The organism is Oceaniglobus ichthyenteri (genome assembly GCF_003057885.1).
Classification (GTDB): Bacteria; Pseudomonadota; Alphaproteobacteria; order Rhodobacterales; family Rhodobacteraceae; genus Oceaniglobus; species Oceaniglobus ichthyenteri.
Genome location: NZ_QAGK01000008.1, coordinates 164,265 through 180,139 on the forward strand (window position 1 = coordinate 164,265; position 15,875 = coordinate 180,139).

The 15,875-nt window shown below is 59.3% G+C and carries 16 protein-coding genes and 1 tRNA gene; 11 read left to right on the plus strand and 6 right to left on the minus strand.

What is annotated here, in order from left to right:
* Positions 1 to 68: 68 nt before the first annotated feature.
* Positions 69 to 584: an SH3 domain-containing protein gene (locus C8265_RS13415; RefSeq protein WP_108484553.1), complete on the minus strand. Its 516-nt coding sequence runs from the start codon at positions 582 to 584 to the stop codon at positions 69 to 71.
* Positions 585 to 723: 139 nt separating this feature from the next.
* Here C8265_RS13415 and C8265_RS13420 point away from each other — a divergent pair, with 139 nt between their 5' ends.
* The gene (locus tag C8265_RS13420) at positions 724 to 1,710 is read left to right on the plus strand and encodes a 2-hydroxyacid dehydrogenase (protein WP_108484522.1); all 987 of its coding nucleotides are present in this window, start codon (positions 724 to 726) and stop codon (positions 1,708 to 1,710) included.
* Here C8265_RS13420 and C8265_RS13425 read toward each other — a convergent pair.
* Positions 1,686 to 2,450: a hypothetical protein gene (locus C8265_RS13425; protein ID WP_126623175.1), complete on the minus strand. Its 765-nt coding sequence runs from the start codon at positions 2,448 to 2,450 to the stop codon at positions 1,686 to 1,688. The genes C8265_RS13420 and C8265_RS13425 overlap by 25 nt on opposite strands.
* A gap of 129 nt (positions 2,451 to 2,579) precedes the next feature.
* On the opposite strand from C8265_RS13425, the gene C8265_RS13430 reads away from it, so the two are divergent.
* The 9 genes from C8265_RS13430 to C8265_RS13470 all read left to right on the plus strand — a co-directional run bounded on the left by C8265_RS13430 (position 2,580) and on the right by C8265_RS13470 (position 11,651).
* A complete protein-coding gene (locus C8265_RS13430) occupies positions 2,580 to 2,777 on the plus strand; it encodes a CsbD family protein (RefSeq protein WP_108484524.1) in 198 nt (65 codons plus the stop codon).
* 3 nt (positions 2,778 to 2,780) lie between these two features.
* Positions 2,781 to 3,287 (plus strand): pyridoxamine 5'-phosphate oxidase family protein, encoded by a 507-nt coding sequence (locus C8265_RS13435; RefSeq protein ID WP_108484525.1) that lies wholly within the window; start codon positions 2,781 to 2,783, stop codon positions 3,285 to 3,287.
* A gap of 156 nt (positions 3,288 to 3,443) precedes the next feature.
* Entirely contained in the window at positions 3,444 to 5,933 is a 2,490-nt protein-coding gene (locus C8265_RS13440; protein ID WP_108484526.1) for a GcvT family protein, read from the plus strand.
* 210 nt (positions 5,934 to 6,143) lie between these two features.
* A complete protein-coding gene (gene rsfS / locus C8265_RS13445; protein ID WP_206050340.1) occupies positions 6,144 to 6,524 on the plus strand; it encodes a ribosome silencing factor in 381 nt (126 codons plus the stop codon).
* 6 nt (positions 6,525 to 6,530) lie between these two features.
* On the plus strand, positions 6,531 to 7,001 hold the full coding sequence (gene rlmH, locus C8265_RS13450; RefSeq protein WP_108484527.1) for a 23S rRNA (pseudouridine(1915)-N(3))-methyltransferase RlmH: 471 nt from the start codon (positions 6,531 to 6,533) through the stop codon (positions 6,999 to 7,001).
* A gap of 122 nt (positions 7,002 to 7,123) precedes the next feature.
* Positions 7,124 to 8,647: a 2,3-bisphosphoglycerate-independent phosphoglycerate mutase gene (gene gpmI / locus C8265_RS13455; RefSeq protein ID WP_108484555.1), complete on the plus strand. Its 1,524-nt coding sequence runs from the start codon at positions 7,124 to 7,126 to the stop codon at positions 8,645 to 8,647.
* Positions 8,644 to 9,774: a murein hydrolase activator EnvC family protein gene (locus C8265_RS13460; RefSeq protein WP_108484528.1), complete on the plus strand. Its 1,131-nt coding sequence runs from the start codon at positions 8,644 to 8,646 to the stop codon at positions 9,772 to 9,774. The genes gpmI and C8265_RS13460 overlap by 4 nt, the downstream gene beginning before the upstream one ends.
* 7 nt (positions 9,775 to 9,781) lie before the next feature.
* Positions 9,782 to 11,113, plus strand: a complete 1,332-nt coding sequence (locus C8265_RS13465; protein ID WP_108484529.1) for a S41 family peptidase — start codon at positions 9,782 to 9,784, stop codon at positions 11,111 to 11,113.
* Between the two features lie 55 nt (positions 11,114 to 11,168).
* The gene (locus C8265_RS13470) at positions 11,169 to 11,651 is read left to right on the plus strand and encodes an RNA pyrophosphohydrolase (protein ID WP_108484530.1); all 483 of its coding nucleotides are present in this window, start codon (positions 11,169 to 11,171) and stop codon (positions 11,649 to 11,651) included.
* Here C8265_RS13470 and C8265_RS13475 read toward each other — a convergent pair whose 3' ends face one another.
* Genes C8265_RS13475 through dapF form a run of 4 tightly spaced genes read right to left on the minus strand, consistent with a single transcriptional unit; the run spans position 11,652 to position 14,978 of the window.
* Positions 11,652 to 12,254 carry a glutathione S-transferase gene (locus tag C8265_RS13475; RefSeq protein WP_108484531.1) on the minus strand — a complete coding sequence of 201 codons (603 nt, stop codon included), beginning with the start codon at positions 12,252 to 12,254 and terminating at the stop codon, positions 11,652 to 11,654. It abuts the gene before it with no gap.
* Positions 12,255 to 12,310: 56 nt separating this feature from the next.
* Complete coding sequence (locus tag C8265_RS13480; RefSeq protein ID WP_108484532.1) at positions 12,311 to 12,934, minus strand: glutathione S-transferase; 624 nt, start codon at positions 12,932 to 12,934, stop codon at positions 12,311 to 12,313.
* On the minus strand, positions 12,931 to 14,178 hold the full coding sequence (gene mtaB, locus C8265_RS13485) for a tRNA (N(6)-L-threonylcarbamoyladenosine(37)-C(2))-methylthiotransferase MtaB (RefSeq protein WP_108484533.1): 1,248 nt from the start codon (positions 14,176 to 14,178) through the stop codon (positions 12,931 to 12,933). Before mtaB ends, C8265_RS13480 begins: the two co-directional genes overlap by 4 nt.
* Positions 14,175 to 14,978 (minus strand): diaminopimelate epimerase, encoded by an 804-nt coding sequence (gene dapF, locus C8265_RS13490; protein ID WP_108484534.1) that lies wholly within the window; start codon positions 14,976 to 14,978, stop codon positions 14,175 to 14,177. Before dapF ends, mtaB begins: the two co-directional genes overlap by 4 nt.
* A 142-nt stretch (positions 14,979 to 15,120) precedes the next feature.
* On the opposite strand from dapF, the gene C8265_RS13495 reads away from it, so the two are divergent.
* Positions 15,121 to 15,196 (plus strand) — tRNA-Lys (locus C8265_RS13495).
* The last annotated feature ends 679 nt before the right edge of the window (positions 15,197 to 15,875 follow it).

The window sequence follows — 15,875 nt, forward strand, 5'->3', positions numbered from 1 at the left end:
CTTGGACCGCGGTGAAATCACGCCAAAAACAAACGGCCCGCCCTGTCAAATGGGCGGGCCGTTTGGGTTTATTGGTGCAATTCTTCGGCCGTGACACCCCATAACGAGCTTTTGCGCACCCAACCCCGGTGGCCGTCCTTGCGAATGCGGCACCAATCCACGCTGCATTCATCCAAACGGGCGACAACGCCCTTTTCGATGATTGCCGCAACCCCGGCGTCGGGGTCGGGATGGGTGCGCAAATTCAACTGATCCATTTGAATAAGCACCGTGCGCACGCCCGACAAAAGCGAATAGTGTACCCAACCGCCCGCGCCATCATAATCGCGCACTTGCCGCCAGTGGCCATATTCGTTGGTGATTTGCAGCGGCAGATCCTTGCGCTTGTACACCCAATCAATCCGATGACTGAGAGAGGGGCCGCGCCGCACGTTGCCTTCGTTTGCCTTCATCGAAACAAAGCGCGGTATCGGCAGATTCGTCACCGGCCCGCTGCGTTCTTGTGCCTGTGCGGTGCTGATCCCCATCAGCAACACCAGAAAGGCGGCCAAAACCGCCCGCATGTTTGATTTTTTACCTGTCATTTGTCCCATGCCACGTTGTGATCACTGCCCAATTGCCGAATTTTCGGCGCCGGGGTCTGATGGCCGCTCTTGTGCCTCGCCCCGTTCCTTGTCACTTTGCACCAAGTGATTGGTATTTGATAGTTTGGGGAGGGCAGGGATGCCAGGTCAGCGTCTAAGTGTTGTCGTAACGCGACGGTTGCCCGAAGTGGTCGAAACCCGGATGAGTGAGCTGTTTGATGTAAAGCTGCGCACCGATGATCGCCCGATGACCCGAGAAGAGCTGACCGCCGCGGTGCAGCAGGCCGATGTTCTGGTGCCCACCGTCACCGATGAAATTGATGCCGCCCTGTTGGCCAATGCCGGGGATCGGTTGAAACTGATCGCGCATTATGGTGCCGGTGTGGATCGGTTGGATGTGGCCACGGCCCGTCAGCGCGGGATTTTGGTGTCAAACACCCCCGGTGCCGTGACCGATGATACCGCAGATATGACACTGGCGTTGATTCTGGCGGTGGCGCGGCGCATTCCCGAAGGTCTGGCCGCCATGCAATCGGGCAGTTGGGAAGGCTGGGCGCCCACCGCATTTCTGGGTGCGCGATTGGGCGGGCGGCGTTTGGGCATTCTGGGCATGGGCCGAATCGGGCAGGCCGTGGCGCGACGCGCGGCGGCATTTGGAATGCAGGTGCATTATCACAACCGCAAACGTCTGCGCCCCGAGGTGGAACAGGCGTTAGAGGCGACCTATTGGGAAAGCCTTGATCAGATGGTCAGCCGGATGGACATCATCAGCGTCAACTGCCCCCATACGCCCAGCACATTCCACCTGATGAACGCGCGGCGACTGAAGCTGATGAAACCCAGCGCGGTAATCGTGAACACCTCGCGCGGCGAAGTGATTGACGAAAACGCCCTGACCCGTGGCTTGCGTGCCGGTGAAATTGCCGGGGCGGGCCTGGATGTGTTCGAACGTGGCCATGATATAAATCCGCGCCTGCGCGAACTGCCCAATGTCGTGCTGTTGCCCCACATGGGCAGCGCCACGTTGGAGGGCCGGATCGAAATGGGCGAAAAGGTGATCATCAACATCAAGACCTTTGCCGATGGCCACCGCCCACCCGATCAGGTTGTGCCGTCAATGCTGTGATCTGGCCAGGCGGCGGAGATATCGGCAAAATTATGGGCGCTGGTCAATTTGTCGGTGACATCGTTGATCCAGATCACCAGTCCGCCGATCTCGTCTGTGCATTTGCGCCAGCGGCGCATGAAACACTGCATCACCCGCGTGCCCAGAACCGGCACATCCAGCGGATAGTAATATGCCACCGGGCGTCCGTCCAACGTGCGGGTCATTTCGGGTTTGGCCCGGCTGTGATACCGCGTCGCACCGATCAGATCGCCCATATGCAGCCCGTCAAATTCTGCGGATGGCCGATTGTGAAACGCGGCGTTTCCCTGGCTTGTGCAAATGTGGCGAAAACTGCGGTCAATCAATGATGCGCGCTGGGGCATATCAGAGACAAGGCGCGCCATTTCGGAATGCGCCGCGCCGCGATATGCCAGACGTTCCAACACTTCGTATGGGCGGGCCGAGCGGTTTTGGGACGGGCCGCGCAATGACCAACGTCCCTCAAACCGATTGATCAGGCTGAGCGCGATATTCAGTTCGCGTTTCCCGCCGGTGCGCTGGGCCCGTTCAAAGAAAAACTCGACCTTGCTGCGCAGTTCGGCGGGGGAGGCGGGATCGTGCGCTTCGATGGTATCCATCAACGCGGCGGTGTGGCGCATCAACGCGACCTGTGTGGCAATGCCCGTGCCTTGCATGACCGACCGGGCCAGCCGCGTCTGCGATAATTGAAAATCGGCGATTAGGCGCGCAAGACGCATCTGATTGAGCCTCGTGTAAACGATTGCACGAAAATACATGCTCTGCCGCTGCAGATCAAGAAAATCTGGCGGAACCATTTCGGCGGACCTGACGTTGTCTATTCAACAAGCAACTTAAAGGAGATCGTCATGAATTGGGATCAAATCGAAGGCAACTGGAAGCAGTTCAAAGGCAACGTTCAAAAAGAATGGGGCGAGCTGACCAACGATGATCTGGATCAGGCCGAAGGCAACCGCCAGAAACTGGAAGGCAAAATCCAGGAACGCTATGGCAAGTCGAAAGAAGAAGCCAGCAAAGCTGTCGATGACTTTCTGAGCAAGCATTGAGTCATGTCTGATTTAAGCCAAGCCGAAGCGCGCGACACATTATTCGAAATGATGGACGATGTGCGCGCCGGTATGCTGGGCGTGTCAGAATCCGGCCAGCATATGCAGCCGATGACCCACTTTTTCGACCGTGACACGGCGACATTGTGGTTCATCACCTCGAAACAAACCGATCTTGTGCGCGCCGTCGGTATGGGGGCAACCGCCCACTTTACGGTGACAGGCGAAGATCACAAAGCATGGACCTGCATGTCAGGCCCGATCAGCCAAAGCGCCGACAGGGCGAAGTTGGATGAGCTTTGGTCTGTAGTTTCGGCCGCATGGTTTGACGAAGGTCGGGAAGACCCGGATGTATGTCTGCTGCAAATGCCATTGCGCGAAGCCGCGCTGTGGACTGCAACAGGTAACCCGCTGATGTTTGGAATGGAAATTGCCAAGGCCAACATGACCGAGGACAAGAAACCAGATATTGGTGATCATGTGATCATCAATTTTCAAACCGCAGCCTGACCCGAAACAGTTTGCAACAATCGCCGCGCCCCACCTCGGGGCGCGGTTTTTTGTGTGCTGCGTCGGTTTCGGCTGACACTGCGTCGGCCTTTGGGTGCCGATTCCGCCGCGCGGTGGCGTATCAACGCCTCAGGTACAGCAGCAAGGAACCGGCCGATGAAAACCCATGTCAAAGCTTTGGTCGTTGGGGGCGGTGCTGTTGGCACCTCGATCGCCTATCATCTGGCGCGTGCGGGGTGGCAGGATGTGATGCTGCTGGAGCGTGATGAGCTGACCAGTGGCTCGACCTGGCATGCGGCGGGGCTTTTGCCCTATTTCAACATGTCCTATGCCACGACCCACATTCACGATTATTCAATCAGGTTTTATAAAACGCTTGAGCAGGAAACCGGCCTGAACGCCGGGTTTTCCGTGGTTGGCAACCTGCGCATGGCCCAAACACAGGCGCGGATGGATGAATTTGCGCTCTATGCCTCCACCGCCGAAACCTGTGGCGTGCCGTTTGAGTGGATGACCCCGAACCAGATTAAAGACCGCTGGCCGCTGATTCGCACCGATGATTTGCAAGGGGCGCTGTATCATCCCACCGACGGCTATATAAATCCCGCCGATGTCACCATGGCCATGGCCAAGGGCGCGCGCCAGCGCGGCGTCAGCATCGAGCGGAAATGGCAGGTGGATGGCTATGTCTGGACCGGCGATCACTGGGATGTGACCTGTACCAAAATGGTGGAAAAGGGCGGCAATCTGGTGGCGTCGGATGAGCAGATGGTCATTCACGCCGAACATGTGGTCACCGCCACGGGCAACCACGCCCAGCGCACGGCGGCGCTTTTGGGCATCAAAATTCCGGCGATCCCGGTGGAACACCAATTCATCGTGATGGAACAAGATCCCGACCTGGTCGAATTTCGCAAATCCCACCCCGAACACCCGGTGATCCGCGATGCCGATGCACAATCCTATGTGCGCGAAGAGCGGGGCGGTTGGATTTTGGGCGTGTATGAGCGCGGTGCGCCCGCGCGGTTTGAATATGGGGTTCCCGACAGCTTTCGCGCCGATCTGTTTCAGCTGGATCTGGAGCGAATCGAGGCGCAGTATATGGCGATGATCCACCGGATCCCGTCGTGCGAAACCTGCGGGCTAAAGGATGATTTCAACGGCCCGATTTGTTATACCCCCGATGGCAACCCCCTGCTTGGCCCGGCACCTGGCCTGCGCAATATGTGGTTGGCCGAGGGGTTTTCATTTGGCATCACCGCCGCCGGGGGCGCGGGCAAATATCTGGCCGATCTGATGGTTGAGGGCGAGGCCGAAATCGACATGGCATCGCTCGATCCCAAAAGATACGGCCCTTGGATGACCACGCAATATGCCATGACGAAGAACGAAGAGGCGTATGAGCATGTCTATATCCTGCATCACCCGGATGAAGAACGCCCCGCCGCGCGCCCCCTGAAAACCGCGCCCTGTTATGATCGCATGGCGGCGCGCGGGGCGCAGTTTGGCCAGGTAAACGGATGGGAGCGGCCCAATTACTTTGCCCCGCATGGGTTTGATGATCACGCGTCGCGCTCATTCCGGCGCGGCGGCTGGTGGCAATTCGCGGTGGACGAGGCGCGCGCGATCCGCACCGGCGTGGGCCTGATTGATGCGACCGCCTTTGCCAAACACATATTGCGCGGGCCGGGGGCGGCGGCGTTTCTGGATTGGTTCACCACCAACAAACTGCCCCGCGTCGGGCGCATCAATCTGACCTATGCGCTAACCCCCCATGGCACGACTCGCACGGAATATACCATCGTGCGCCAGGCCGAAGATGTGTTCTATCTGGTCAGTGCGGGCGCCTGGCAGGCCTATGACGCCGATTATCTGGCCAAGGCGGTCAGCGACAAAACCGATGAATTTGGCCCGATGTGGTTGGAGGATTGCACCGGCGCGCGGGGCGTATTCGCCCTGGCCGGACCAAAGGCGCGCGATGTTCTGGGCGCGCTGATCCGTGATCCAAACCCCGAAACTGCCCTGTCGAACAAGGCGTTTCCCTGGCTTTCGGCGAAACAGATTGAACTGGGCATGTGCCCGGTCAACGCCATTCGTGTGGCCTATACCGGGGAATTGGGTTGGGAATTGCATCACCCGATCGAGATGCAGAATTACCTGTTTGATCAACTGATCGCGGCGGGCGAACCTCATGGTTTGAAACTGGTCGGGGCGCGGGCGCAAAATTGGCTGCGGCAGGAAAAATCGTACCGTGCGTTTGGCAATGAACTGGGCCGCGATGCCACGCCGCTTGAGGCGGGGTTGGACCGGTTCGTGGATTTGAACAAGGAATTTCACGGCAAGGCCGCGATGTTGGACACCGGCATGCGCAGCAAATGTGTGACCCTGCTGATTGACGGGCCTGACGACGCCGATCCGTGGGGCCGCGAGGCCCTGTATGTCGGCGCTGATCGGGTGGGTCGGCTGACCTCGGGGGGGTATTCGGTGGCCTTTGGCAAAAGCATCGGTATGGGATATGTGCGCCCCCATCTGGCAACGCCCGGCACCAAGCTGACGGTGCGGATGCAGCGACAATTGTGGAAAGCGACAGTGACCGAGGACAGCCCCCATGATCCGGGCAACACGCGTATTCGCACCGACGGATAAGTGTGCGATGGTCTTTCATGCGCCCCGGGCCCCATGGATAAACCACAGGGTCCAGCGGGAAAGCGCGACATCGCTACAATATCCAAACCGCTCCATTGAGATTCGCCCATCCCGGTGCTATATTGTTAGCATGCCCAGCGCCGGGGCTTTCATCGGTGTGTTGCGAAGGAGGACAATGTCCTGTCCCTGTCTCAAGAAGCGGCCTCTGACATGGCCGCCCCGTCCCTGCGCATGAGTGCCGCAGGATCAAAACTAACCTCCGAACAGCTTTTGGCCGAAATCGAAACATCTTTGACAGATGACAAGGCCGAAGATGTCGTGAAAATCGATCTGCGTGGCAAATCGGAAATGGGTGATTACATGATCATCTGTTCGGGCCGGTCGTCACGCCAGGTTTCCGCGATCGCGCAGAACCTGACCGATCATCTGAAACAGAACCATAACCGCTTGGCCAAAGTCGAAGGCAAAGAAGCCGGTGATTGGGTGCTGATCGATACGGGCGATGTGATCGTTCATATCTTCCGCCCCGAAGTGCGCGAATTCTATCAGCTCGAAAAGATGTGGCTGAACCCCGGTGAGGCGCAGGCCTGATCTGAAATGCGCGTGCATATTTGCGCCGTGGGCCGGCTTCGTACCGGCCCCGAGCGTACCCTGTTTGATGATTATCTGACCCGGTTCAACCGATCCGGGCGCGCCCTGTCCTTGGGCCCTGCGGAGCTGCGCGAGGTTGAGGACAAGAAAGGCGGCGGCATGGCGGGTGAGGCGGCACTATTGTCGCGTGCCATTCCTGACGGCGCGTTGATCTGTGTGCTGGATGAACGGGGCCGCACTTATTCTTCTCCCGAATTCGCCGACCAACTGACCACCTGGCGCGATCAGGGGCGCAGCGATCTGGCCTTTGTCATTGGTGGCGCCGATGGGATTGATCCGGCTTTGCGCGCCACATCTGATGCCGCGCTGTCGTTTGGGCAAATGGTCTGGCCACATATGTTGGTGCGGGTGATGTTGGCAGAACAGCTTTATCGCGCCGCCTCGATCCTGTCGAACGGGCCGTACCACCGGGCCTGAAACCACCCTCTCTGTTTTTTCTTGCTAAAAATATCCAATTCCGGGGCCGAATCCTTCGCGCCAATGGTTCAATTTGTGCGCAAATCCCTGTACCGAATAAAAAACACATGCGAGGCGCGCCCATGACCCCCCCTAAACCCGTTGTTCTGTGCATTCTCGATGGTTGGGGCATAAACCCTGACACAACTGCGAACGCACCGGTTCTGGCCGACACCCCCACGTTTGATCGGCTGATGGCGACTTGTCCCCATGCCACGCTGATCACCCATGGCCCCGATGTGGGCCTGCCCACCGGGCAGATGGGCAATTCCGAGGTGGGCCATACCAACATCGGGGCTGGCCGGGTGGTGGCGATGGATCTGGGCATGATTGACCTTGCGATCGAAGATGGCAGTTTTGCCGCGAGGGATGAGTTTCGCGCCTTTATCGACACGCTGAAATCCACTGGCGGGACGGCGCATTTGATGGGCGTGGTGTCGGATGGCGGCGTGCATGGTCATTTGTCCCATATTATTGCCGCGGCGCGTATCGTCACCCAGGCGGGTGTGCCTGTTGCCTTGCACCTCATGACCGATGGGCGTGATGTTGCCCCGCAATCGGCCCAGGGCTTTTTAAACACGCTCATGGCTGAATTGCCGGATACCGCGCGTATCGCCACCGTGACGGGGCGCTATTTTGCCATGGACCGTGACAACCGGTGGGACCGTGTATCGCAAGCCTATGGCGCAATGGTAAACGGCATCGGCCAGGCCCGCGCCGATAACGCGCAGGCCGCCATCACCGCCGCCTATGATGCAGGCAAGACCGATGAATTCATTCCCGCCACGGTGATCGGAGATTATGCGGGCATGAAAGACGGTGACGGGATGTTCTGCCTGAACTTTCGGGCAGATCGGGCGCGCGAAATCCTCGCCGCCATCGGATTTGATGAGTTCGACGGATTTGAACGGGGGGCGCGCCCGAAATTGGCGGCGCGTCTGGGCATGGTCGATTATTCCGCCGCCCATAACCCGTTTTGGGGCACGGTGTTTCCCAAACAGGTGCTGAACAATACATTGGGCGAATGGGTGGCAAAGCAGGGGCGCAGCCAGTTTCGCCTGGCCGAAACCGAAAAATACCCCCATGTGACGTTTTTTCTGAATGGCGGGCGTGAAGCCCCGCAAGAAAACGAAGACCGCGCCATGCCGAAATCGCCCAAGGTGGCGACCTATGACATGCAGCCGGAAATGTCCTCGGTCGAAGTGACGGATCGGTTTGTCGAGGCGATCGAACATGGGTACGATCTGATCGTCACCAATTTCGCCAATCCCGACATGGTGGGCCACACCGGCGATTTGCAGGCGGCGATGGCGGCCTGTGCGGCGGTTGACGCGGGGCTGAGCCGGGTTGTGGCCGCGTTGGAAAAAGCCGGCGGCGCGATGGTCATCATTGCCGACCATGGCAATTGTGAAACCATGGTCGATCCGGAAACCGGCGGCCCCCATACCAGCCACACAACCAATCTGGTGCCGCTGATCCTGTTTGGTGGGCCACAGGGGGCGGCGGTGCGCGATGGGCGTCTGGCGGATGTGGCGCCCACATTGCTGGATCTGATGGGGTTGGAGCAGCCACCGGAAATGACCGGCGAAAGTCTGATCACACGATGATTCGCTGGGCGTTTATCCTGATTCTGGCCTGGCCTGGCCATGTGGCCGCCCAGGCCGATCCGGTAACAATCGCCCGGCGTGCCGCGTCACAGCTTGATATTGCCGCGCGCGAATTGGCCGATGCCGAAGGCGCACGGGATCGGATTTCGGCGCTGACCCGCACGATTCGCGCCTATGAAAACGGGTTGGCCGCCTTGCGCGAAGGCGTGCGCCAGGCAGTACAGCGCGAGGCGAAAATCCGCGCCCAGTTTGACGCGCAATCTGCGCAACTGGGCGGGCTTCTGGCGGCGCTGCAAACCATGCAAACCAGCCCTGAAGCGTTGCTTTTGCTGCACCCCTCGGGGGCGATTGGCACGGCGCGGTCGGGGATGATATTATCGGATGTCACCCCGGCGCTGTTGGCCAAAGTCACCGATCTGCGCGCCGATCTGGGCGAAATCGCCACCCTGCGCGCGTTACAGGCCGGCGCCGAAGACACGTTGGAGGAGGGTCTGAGCGGCGCCCAACAGGCGCGCACCGCCCTGGCCGCCGCCATGTCGGACCGTACCGATTTGCCCCGGCGCATGACCGAAGACAACGATCAGATGCAGCGCCTGATCGAAAGCGCCGAAACCCTGGAAGGGTTCGCCACCGGTTTGACGGTGCTGCCCGATGATCCGGTGGCCCAATCGTTGCCCGGATTTGCCGCCGCCAAGGGTGATCTGACATTGCCGGTGCGCGGACGGGTGATTGCCGGATTCGACCAGGGGGATGCCGCCGGGGTGCGCCGCCCCGGCATTTTGATCGCCACCGCGCCGGGCGCATTGGTGACCACGCCGTGGCCTGCGACAATCCGCTATCGTGGGCCGCTGCTGGACTACGGAAATGTGATGATCCTTGAGCCCGAGGCGGGCTATCTGTTGGTTCTCGCCGGGATGAAACAGGTTTATGGTGAAACCGGACAGGTTATTCCGGCAGAAACGCCTGTGGGCCTGATGGGCGGCAATACCCGGCCCGAATTGGCCGGGTTTGGCACCGGCACCGGGAATGAGGATGGTCAAGGCCGACAAGAGACGCTTTATATGGAACTCAGAGACGGGCAGGGCCCCGTGGACCCGGCAACGTGGTTCCGAATGAATGAGGATTGATCGAGACATGAAAAAATTTGCAATCGCGGCTGCGGGGGGCGCCCTGGCCGGAATTTTGCTGACCACACAGGTGGCAGGGCCATTACTGGCCCAGGAAAACAACAAATCGGCTAATGTTTATGAACAGCTTGACCTGTTTGGCGATATTTTTGAACGGATCCGTGCGCAATATGTGACCGAGGTTGAGCCGAAAAAATTGATCGAGGCGGCGATTGACGGGATGCTCACCTCGCTTGATCCGCATTCCAGCTATCTGTCCGAGGATGACGCACGCGATATGCGGGTTCAAACCCGGGGTGAATTTGGCGGTTTGGGTATTGAGGTGACCCAGGAAGAAGGGTTCATCAAGGTCGTTTCACCCATGGATGGCACCCCGGCCGATACCGCAGGTGTCGAGGCGGGCGATTTCATCACCCATGTCGATGGCGAATCGGTTCTGGGCCTGACGCTGGACGCTGCCGTCGACATGATGCGCGGCCCGGTGGGCAGTGAGATCATCATCACCGTGGTGCGCGAAGGTACGACCGAACCGTTTGATATTTCAATCATCCGCGACACGATCAAACTGACCGCCGTGCGCACCCGCACCGAAGGCGAATCGGTTGTCCTGCGCATCACCACCTTTAACGATCAGACCTATCCGAACTTGAAAGACGGTCTGGAAAAGCAGGTTGAAGACGCCGGCGGCATGGATAACGTCAACGGATTCATCATCGATCTGCGCAACAATCCCGGTGGATTGCTGACCCAGGCGATTCGTGTGTCGGATGCGTTTTTGGAAACCGGTGAAATCGTTTCAACCCGGGGCCGCGATCCCGCCGACAGTGACAGGTATAACGCCACGGCCGGCGATCTGACGGGCGGCAAGCCGATTGTCGTGTTGATCAACGGTGGGTCTGCCAGTGCGTCGGAAATTGTGGCCGGTGCGTTGCAGGATCACCGCCGTGCGATTGTGATTGGCACAAAATCCTTTGGCAAAGGGTCGGTGCAAACGGTCATGCCCCTGCGCGGTGATGGCGCGATGCGCCTGACGACAGCGCGGTATTACACGCCGTCTGGCCGATCGATCCAATCTTTGGGTGTCTCGCCCGATATCGTGGTGGCGCAACCGCCCCGCCGTCCCGAGGAAGAAGAGACCGACACACCGATCCTGCGCCGCTCCGAGGCGGATCTGCGCGGCGCGATCAGCAACGATTCAGTGTCTGAAGACGAACGTGAGATCATTCTGGAAGAGCAGAAAAAGGCCGAAGAGGCCGCCAAACTGCGCGACGAAGATTATCAGCTGGCCTATGCCATCGACATTCTGAAAGGCATGTCGGCCCTTGGCCCCAAAAACTGATCCGATATGCGCCCCGGAGTGATCCGGGGCGCGATATTTTGTGCAAAGGCCGCCAATGACCCCCGAAGAAATTGAAAAACTGCCCTATCGCCCCTGTGTCGGTGTCATGTTGGCCAACGCCCAAGGCGGCGTGTTCGTGGGCCAGCGGATCGACAACAGCACGCCGGCCTGGCAAATGCCCCAGGGCGGAATTGACCCGGGCGAAACGCCCCGCGCCGCAGCCCTGCGAGAATTGGCCGAGGAAACCGGCGTAAACCCCGATCTGGTGACGATTGAGGCAGAAACCGAAGGTTGGATTCCCTATAACCTGCCCCATGATCTGGTGCCGAAACTGTGGAAAGGCCGGTATCGCGGTCAGGAACAGCGCTGGTTCCTGATGCGGTTTCACGGCACCGACGATCAGATTGATATCACCGTGCCACCGGCCGAGTTTTCGAAATGGAGCTGGTTTCCCAAAGATCAGTTGATCGATCAGATCGTGCCGTTCAAACGCGAAGTGTATCGCCAAGTGCTGAACGCATTTGGCGACAAAATCTGATCAATCCGGTTTGGTGGCCTGCATTGACGGGCGTCTGGCAAAGGTATCGTACCACTTGGCCAATTCATCATTGCCGGTGCGCCATGATCGCGCGTCGTGACGAAAGTCAAGGTATCCCAAGGCACAGCCCACCGCGATCTGCCCCATATCAAGAGGTCCGCTCAGATGGCTGATCCAGCGGGAATTGAGCGCGCTTAACGCGCGGCTGGCTTTGGTCCATTGGGCCTCGACCCACTCATCGGATTGTTTTTCCTCCGGGCGCACCCGGCGTTCGTAAACCATGGCAACGGCGGCATCCATGATTGCATCGCCCGTCGCTTCAAGGGTCAGAGTATCCCAGATCCGGATCTCCTTATACAGGTTGGCACCCGCCCGGGCATCCAAATACCGACAGATCACCCGGCTGTCATACAGCGCGGGGCCATCGGTACGCACAAGGGCCGGGATTTTACCGGTGGGATTATGGGCCAGAATTTCAGGGGCCGATTTGATTGGCGAAGTCGTGACATTCACCAATTCCACATCACCGGTCTGTTTGGTTTCGTGCAGGGTCACCATGACCTTGCGCACAAATGGTGACGCGGGAGAGTAAAACAATTGCATCGGCGGCCTCCGCACACTGGGGTTTGCGTCACCCTAGGGCCGGTGCCTGTGCCTGTCTATGCGGGTTTGCCATGTTCGGCGGCGCGATACAGCGGGTGTTTCACCATGATCGCGGCAAAACGGGCGCTGTCCAGATGCCGGTTCAGCCATGTTGCCAGATGTGGCCAGGGCTGTGCGTCAAACCACGCCCGGTCGATCATTGCGAACTGGCGGACAAACGGAAACAGGGCCGCGTCAATCATTGTGTCCTGCGGTCCGGTCAGGGCCGGATGATGTGACAGCCTGTCGTTCAGCGGGTGCAACAGCGCGGCGGCGGTGGCGCGGGCCTGATCCGGGTCGGCATCGGGGTATCGATTGGCGTACTTCGTGCGGTCCAGTGCCTGTTTGAACGGCCCGTCATTGGTGGCGATCAAAGCTGCGTCGTCAGCCGAAAACTCCAGCCACCCTTCAGGATCGTTCTGCGCCAAGGCCCAGTGCATCACATCCAGGCTTTCGTCGATCACACCATCGCGGGTTTGCAAAACCGGCACCGTGCCTTTGGGTGAGGCCGCCAGCATTTCCGCAGGTTTGTCGCGCAACAAAATCTCGCGATGGTCCACTGTGATTTGCGCGCCATGCAGCGCCAGACGCGCGCGCATGGCAAAAGGGCAGCGGCGAAACGACCACAGAATCGGTGTCATGGCAGCGCCCGCGCCAGCAATGCGGTTTCTGTCTGCCCGGTGATGATGGCGGGCACGATCTGGCCCACGGGCTGATCGGTGTCAAACAGGGTTTCGGTGAACTGCGCGGTGCGCCCCATGCGCGGCGTTTCCATCAACACCGCATGATGCGCGCCCTGTTGCGATTCCAAATGCTGTGCCACACGTCCGGCCCCGGCGGCACGCAGGGCGGCGGCGCGCGCCTTGATCGCCGTGCCGTTCACAGGCGGCATTTTGGCCGCTGGCGTGCCTTTGCGCGGCGAATAGGGAAACACATGCAACCAGGTCAGCCCACATTCGCGCACCAGATCAAGCGAGCCTTGGAACATCTCATCGGTTTCGGTGGGAAAACCGGCAATGATATCGGCGCCAAACACCATATCGGGGCGCAACCCCCGCGCCTGTTCGCAAAACGCAATGGCATCATCGCGCAGATGGCGGCGTTTCATCCGTTTCAAAATCATGTCGTGGCCATGTTGCAAGGACAGGTGCAAATGCGGCATCAGCCGCGATTCGGTCGCAATGGCCTGCATCAGATCGTCGTCGACTTCGATACTGTCGATACTGGAAATCCGCAGGCGCGGCAGGTCCGGCACCAGTTTCAAAATCCGCATCACCAGATTGCCAAGCCGCGGCAGCCCCGGCAAATCGGCCCCCCATGATGTCAGGTCAACGCCGGTCAGCACCACCTCGTTATAGCCCGACCCGACCAGGCGTTTGATCTGATCCACCACCACACCGGCGGGCACGCTGCGCGAATTGCCCCGCCCATAGGGGATGATGCAGAACGTACAGCGGTGATCACAGCCATTTTGCACCTGCACATAGGCGCGGCTGCGGGTGCCGAATCCATCAATCAAATGCCCGGCGGTTTCCTTGACAGACATTATATCGTCAACCTGCACCTTTTCGGTGCCCAGATCGGCCCAGGTATTGGCCTGCATCTTTTCGGTATTGCCGATCACCCGGTCCACCTCGGGCATTTTGGCGAATGTTTCTGGTTCGGTTTGCGCGGCGCAGCCGGTGACGATCAGCGTGGCATTGGGATGGGCGCGGCGCAGTTTGCGAATCTCTTGCCGGGCCTTGCGCACCGCCTCGGCGGTAACGGCACAGGTATTCACCACCACGGTGTTTTCCACCCCGGCTTGGGCGGTCAATTCGCGCATCGCCTCGGTTTCATAGGTGTTCAGGCGACAGCCAAGCGTGGCAAAAACCGGGGCGCTCATATCAGGCCCTCCATAAATTGCGCCGTCAGGGTGCCGGTAAACACATGCGCCGTGGCACCCGTCATCCAAACGCCATCGTCGCGCCATTCAATATCAATCGGACCCCCGTCCAGATCGATTCGCACCGCGCGCCCGGTCAGCCCGCGCCGCGCCGCCGCCACCGCAGTGGCGCACGAGGACGAGCCCGAGGCCAAGGTCACCCCCACGCCCCGTTCCCACACCCGCATCCGAATATGATTCGCGCCGATGATTTGCGCCACTTGCACATTGGTGCGCTGTGGAAACAGCGGGTGATGTTCATGGGCCGCGCCAAAACCGGCCAGATCGACTGCGCCGACATCATCAACGAAAAAGGTGCAGTGCGGGTTGCCCATGCCGGTGGCCGTCGGTGCGCCCTCAATCGGCAGATGCAACGTGTCCATCGCGTGGGCCAGTGGAATATCGGCCCAATCAAGCAGGGGCGCCCCCATATTCACCGCCGTCAAACCGCCGCCCGAATCGCGGGCCTGCAATATTCCGCGTTCGGTGCGCAGGGTCAGTGTGGGGGTGCCGGTTTCGTCCATGATATAACGGGCGATACAGCGCGTGGCATTGCCACAGGCCCCCGCCGTGCTGCCATCGGCATTATAAAAGACCAACCCGACATCGGCATCGCCATCGCAATCAATCACCGCAAGCTGGTCAAATCCGACCCCGCGATGCCGGTCGCCCAACGCCCGCGCCAGTGCGGCGGTCATATCTGGCCCGCCGCTGCGGCGGTCAATGACAACGAAGTCGTTGCCGAGCCCGTGAAACTTCATGAACTGCAACGGATTATCCACTTATCTGAGTGCCTGATGCGGGCATATATCCCTCCATCCCGATATTTGAAAGAGAAGGCCCCAATTTCTATCAGATTTCTGCTTGACCCCAAAAACCGCTACGGGTAGCTAGCGACGCAGTGGGCCTGTAGCTCAGTTGGTAGAGCAACTGACTTTTAATCAGTAGGTCTCGGGTTCGACCCCCGACGGGCTCACCATTCTACTATATACGTCGTGATCATACGGGCGCCTCTCAACCTGCGTTCTTCTCGTTCCATGTAAGAGCGACAACTTGTTGGGGCGCAAACTCTCGACCCGATCATTTCATCTTCCCGGTCTATGAAACGCCCAACGGTTTCGCCACGCTTCTGTGACGCTCTGTATAGAGTGTAGATTCGCAGGGCCGAACCATCATGGAGGGCTACATCTGGTCCCATGATACTCTGCGCAATGAGAGCTGCTCCATGTTCTTGCTCGCAGTAAGGGGGGTGCACGCTCAAAACCCCGAAACGCACCAGACCTCTCTATGGATCATCAAGTCCCTCTGAATTTCGCAGCAACGAGTCGGGTGCAGGGGTGCCAGTGCCTTCGATTCTACGTTTTGTGAGATTGGAATCGGTGTTTCGGGCCGATTCTGCGCAACCAGAACTCAAGTTTCGAATCAAATCGGCCGACTGCAGGCGCATAATCCTGTTTTCCCCAACACTATGATCATGCCCAAAGCCCAATAAAATAGGGCGCAAAAAGGTTTTCCAACAAATTTTGAACTTTTTCCCAAAAAAGGGGTTGCGGGTATGTGCTACTAACCGTAGAACCCCTCTCACCGGCGGCGCAGAGATGCAGCGGCGGGGCGCACGGGACGGACGGAAGCGGAGACGCGGAGGTTGGTTCTGGGGC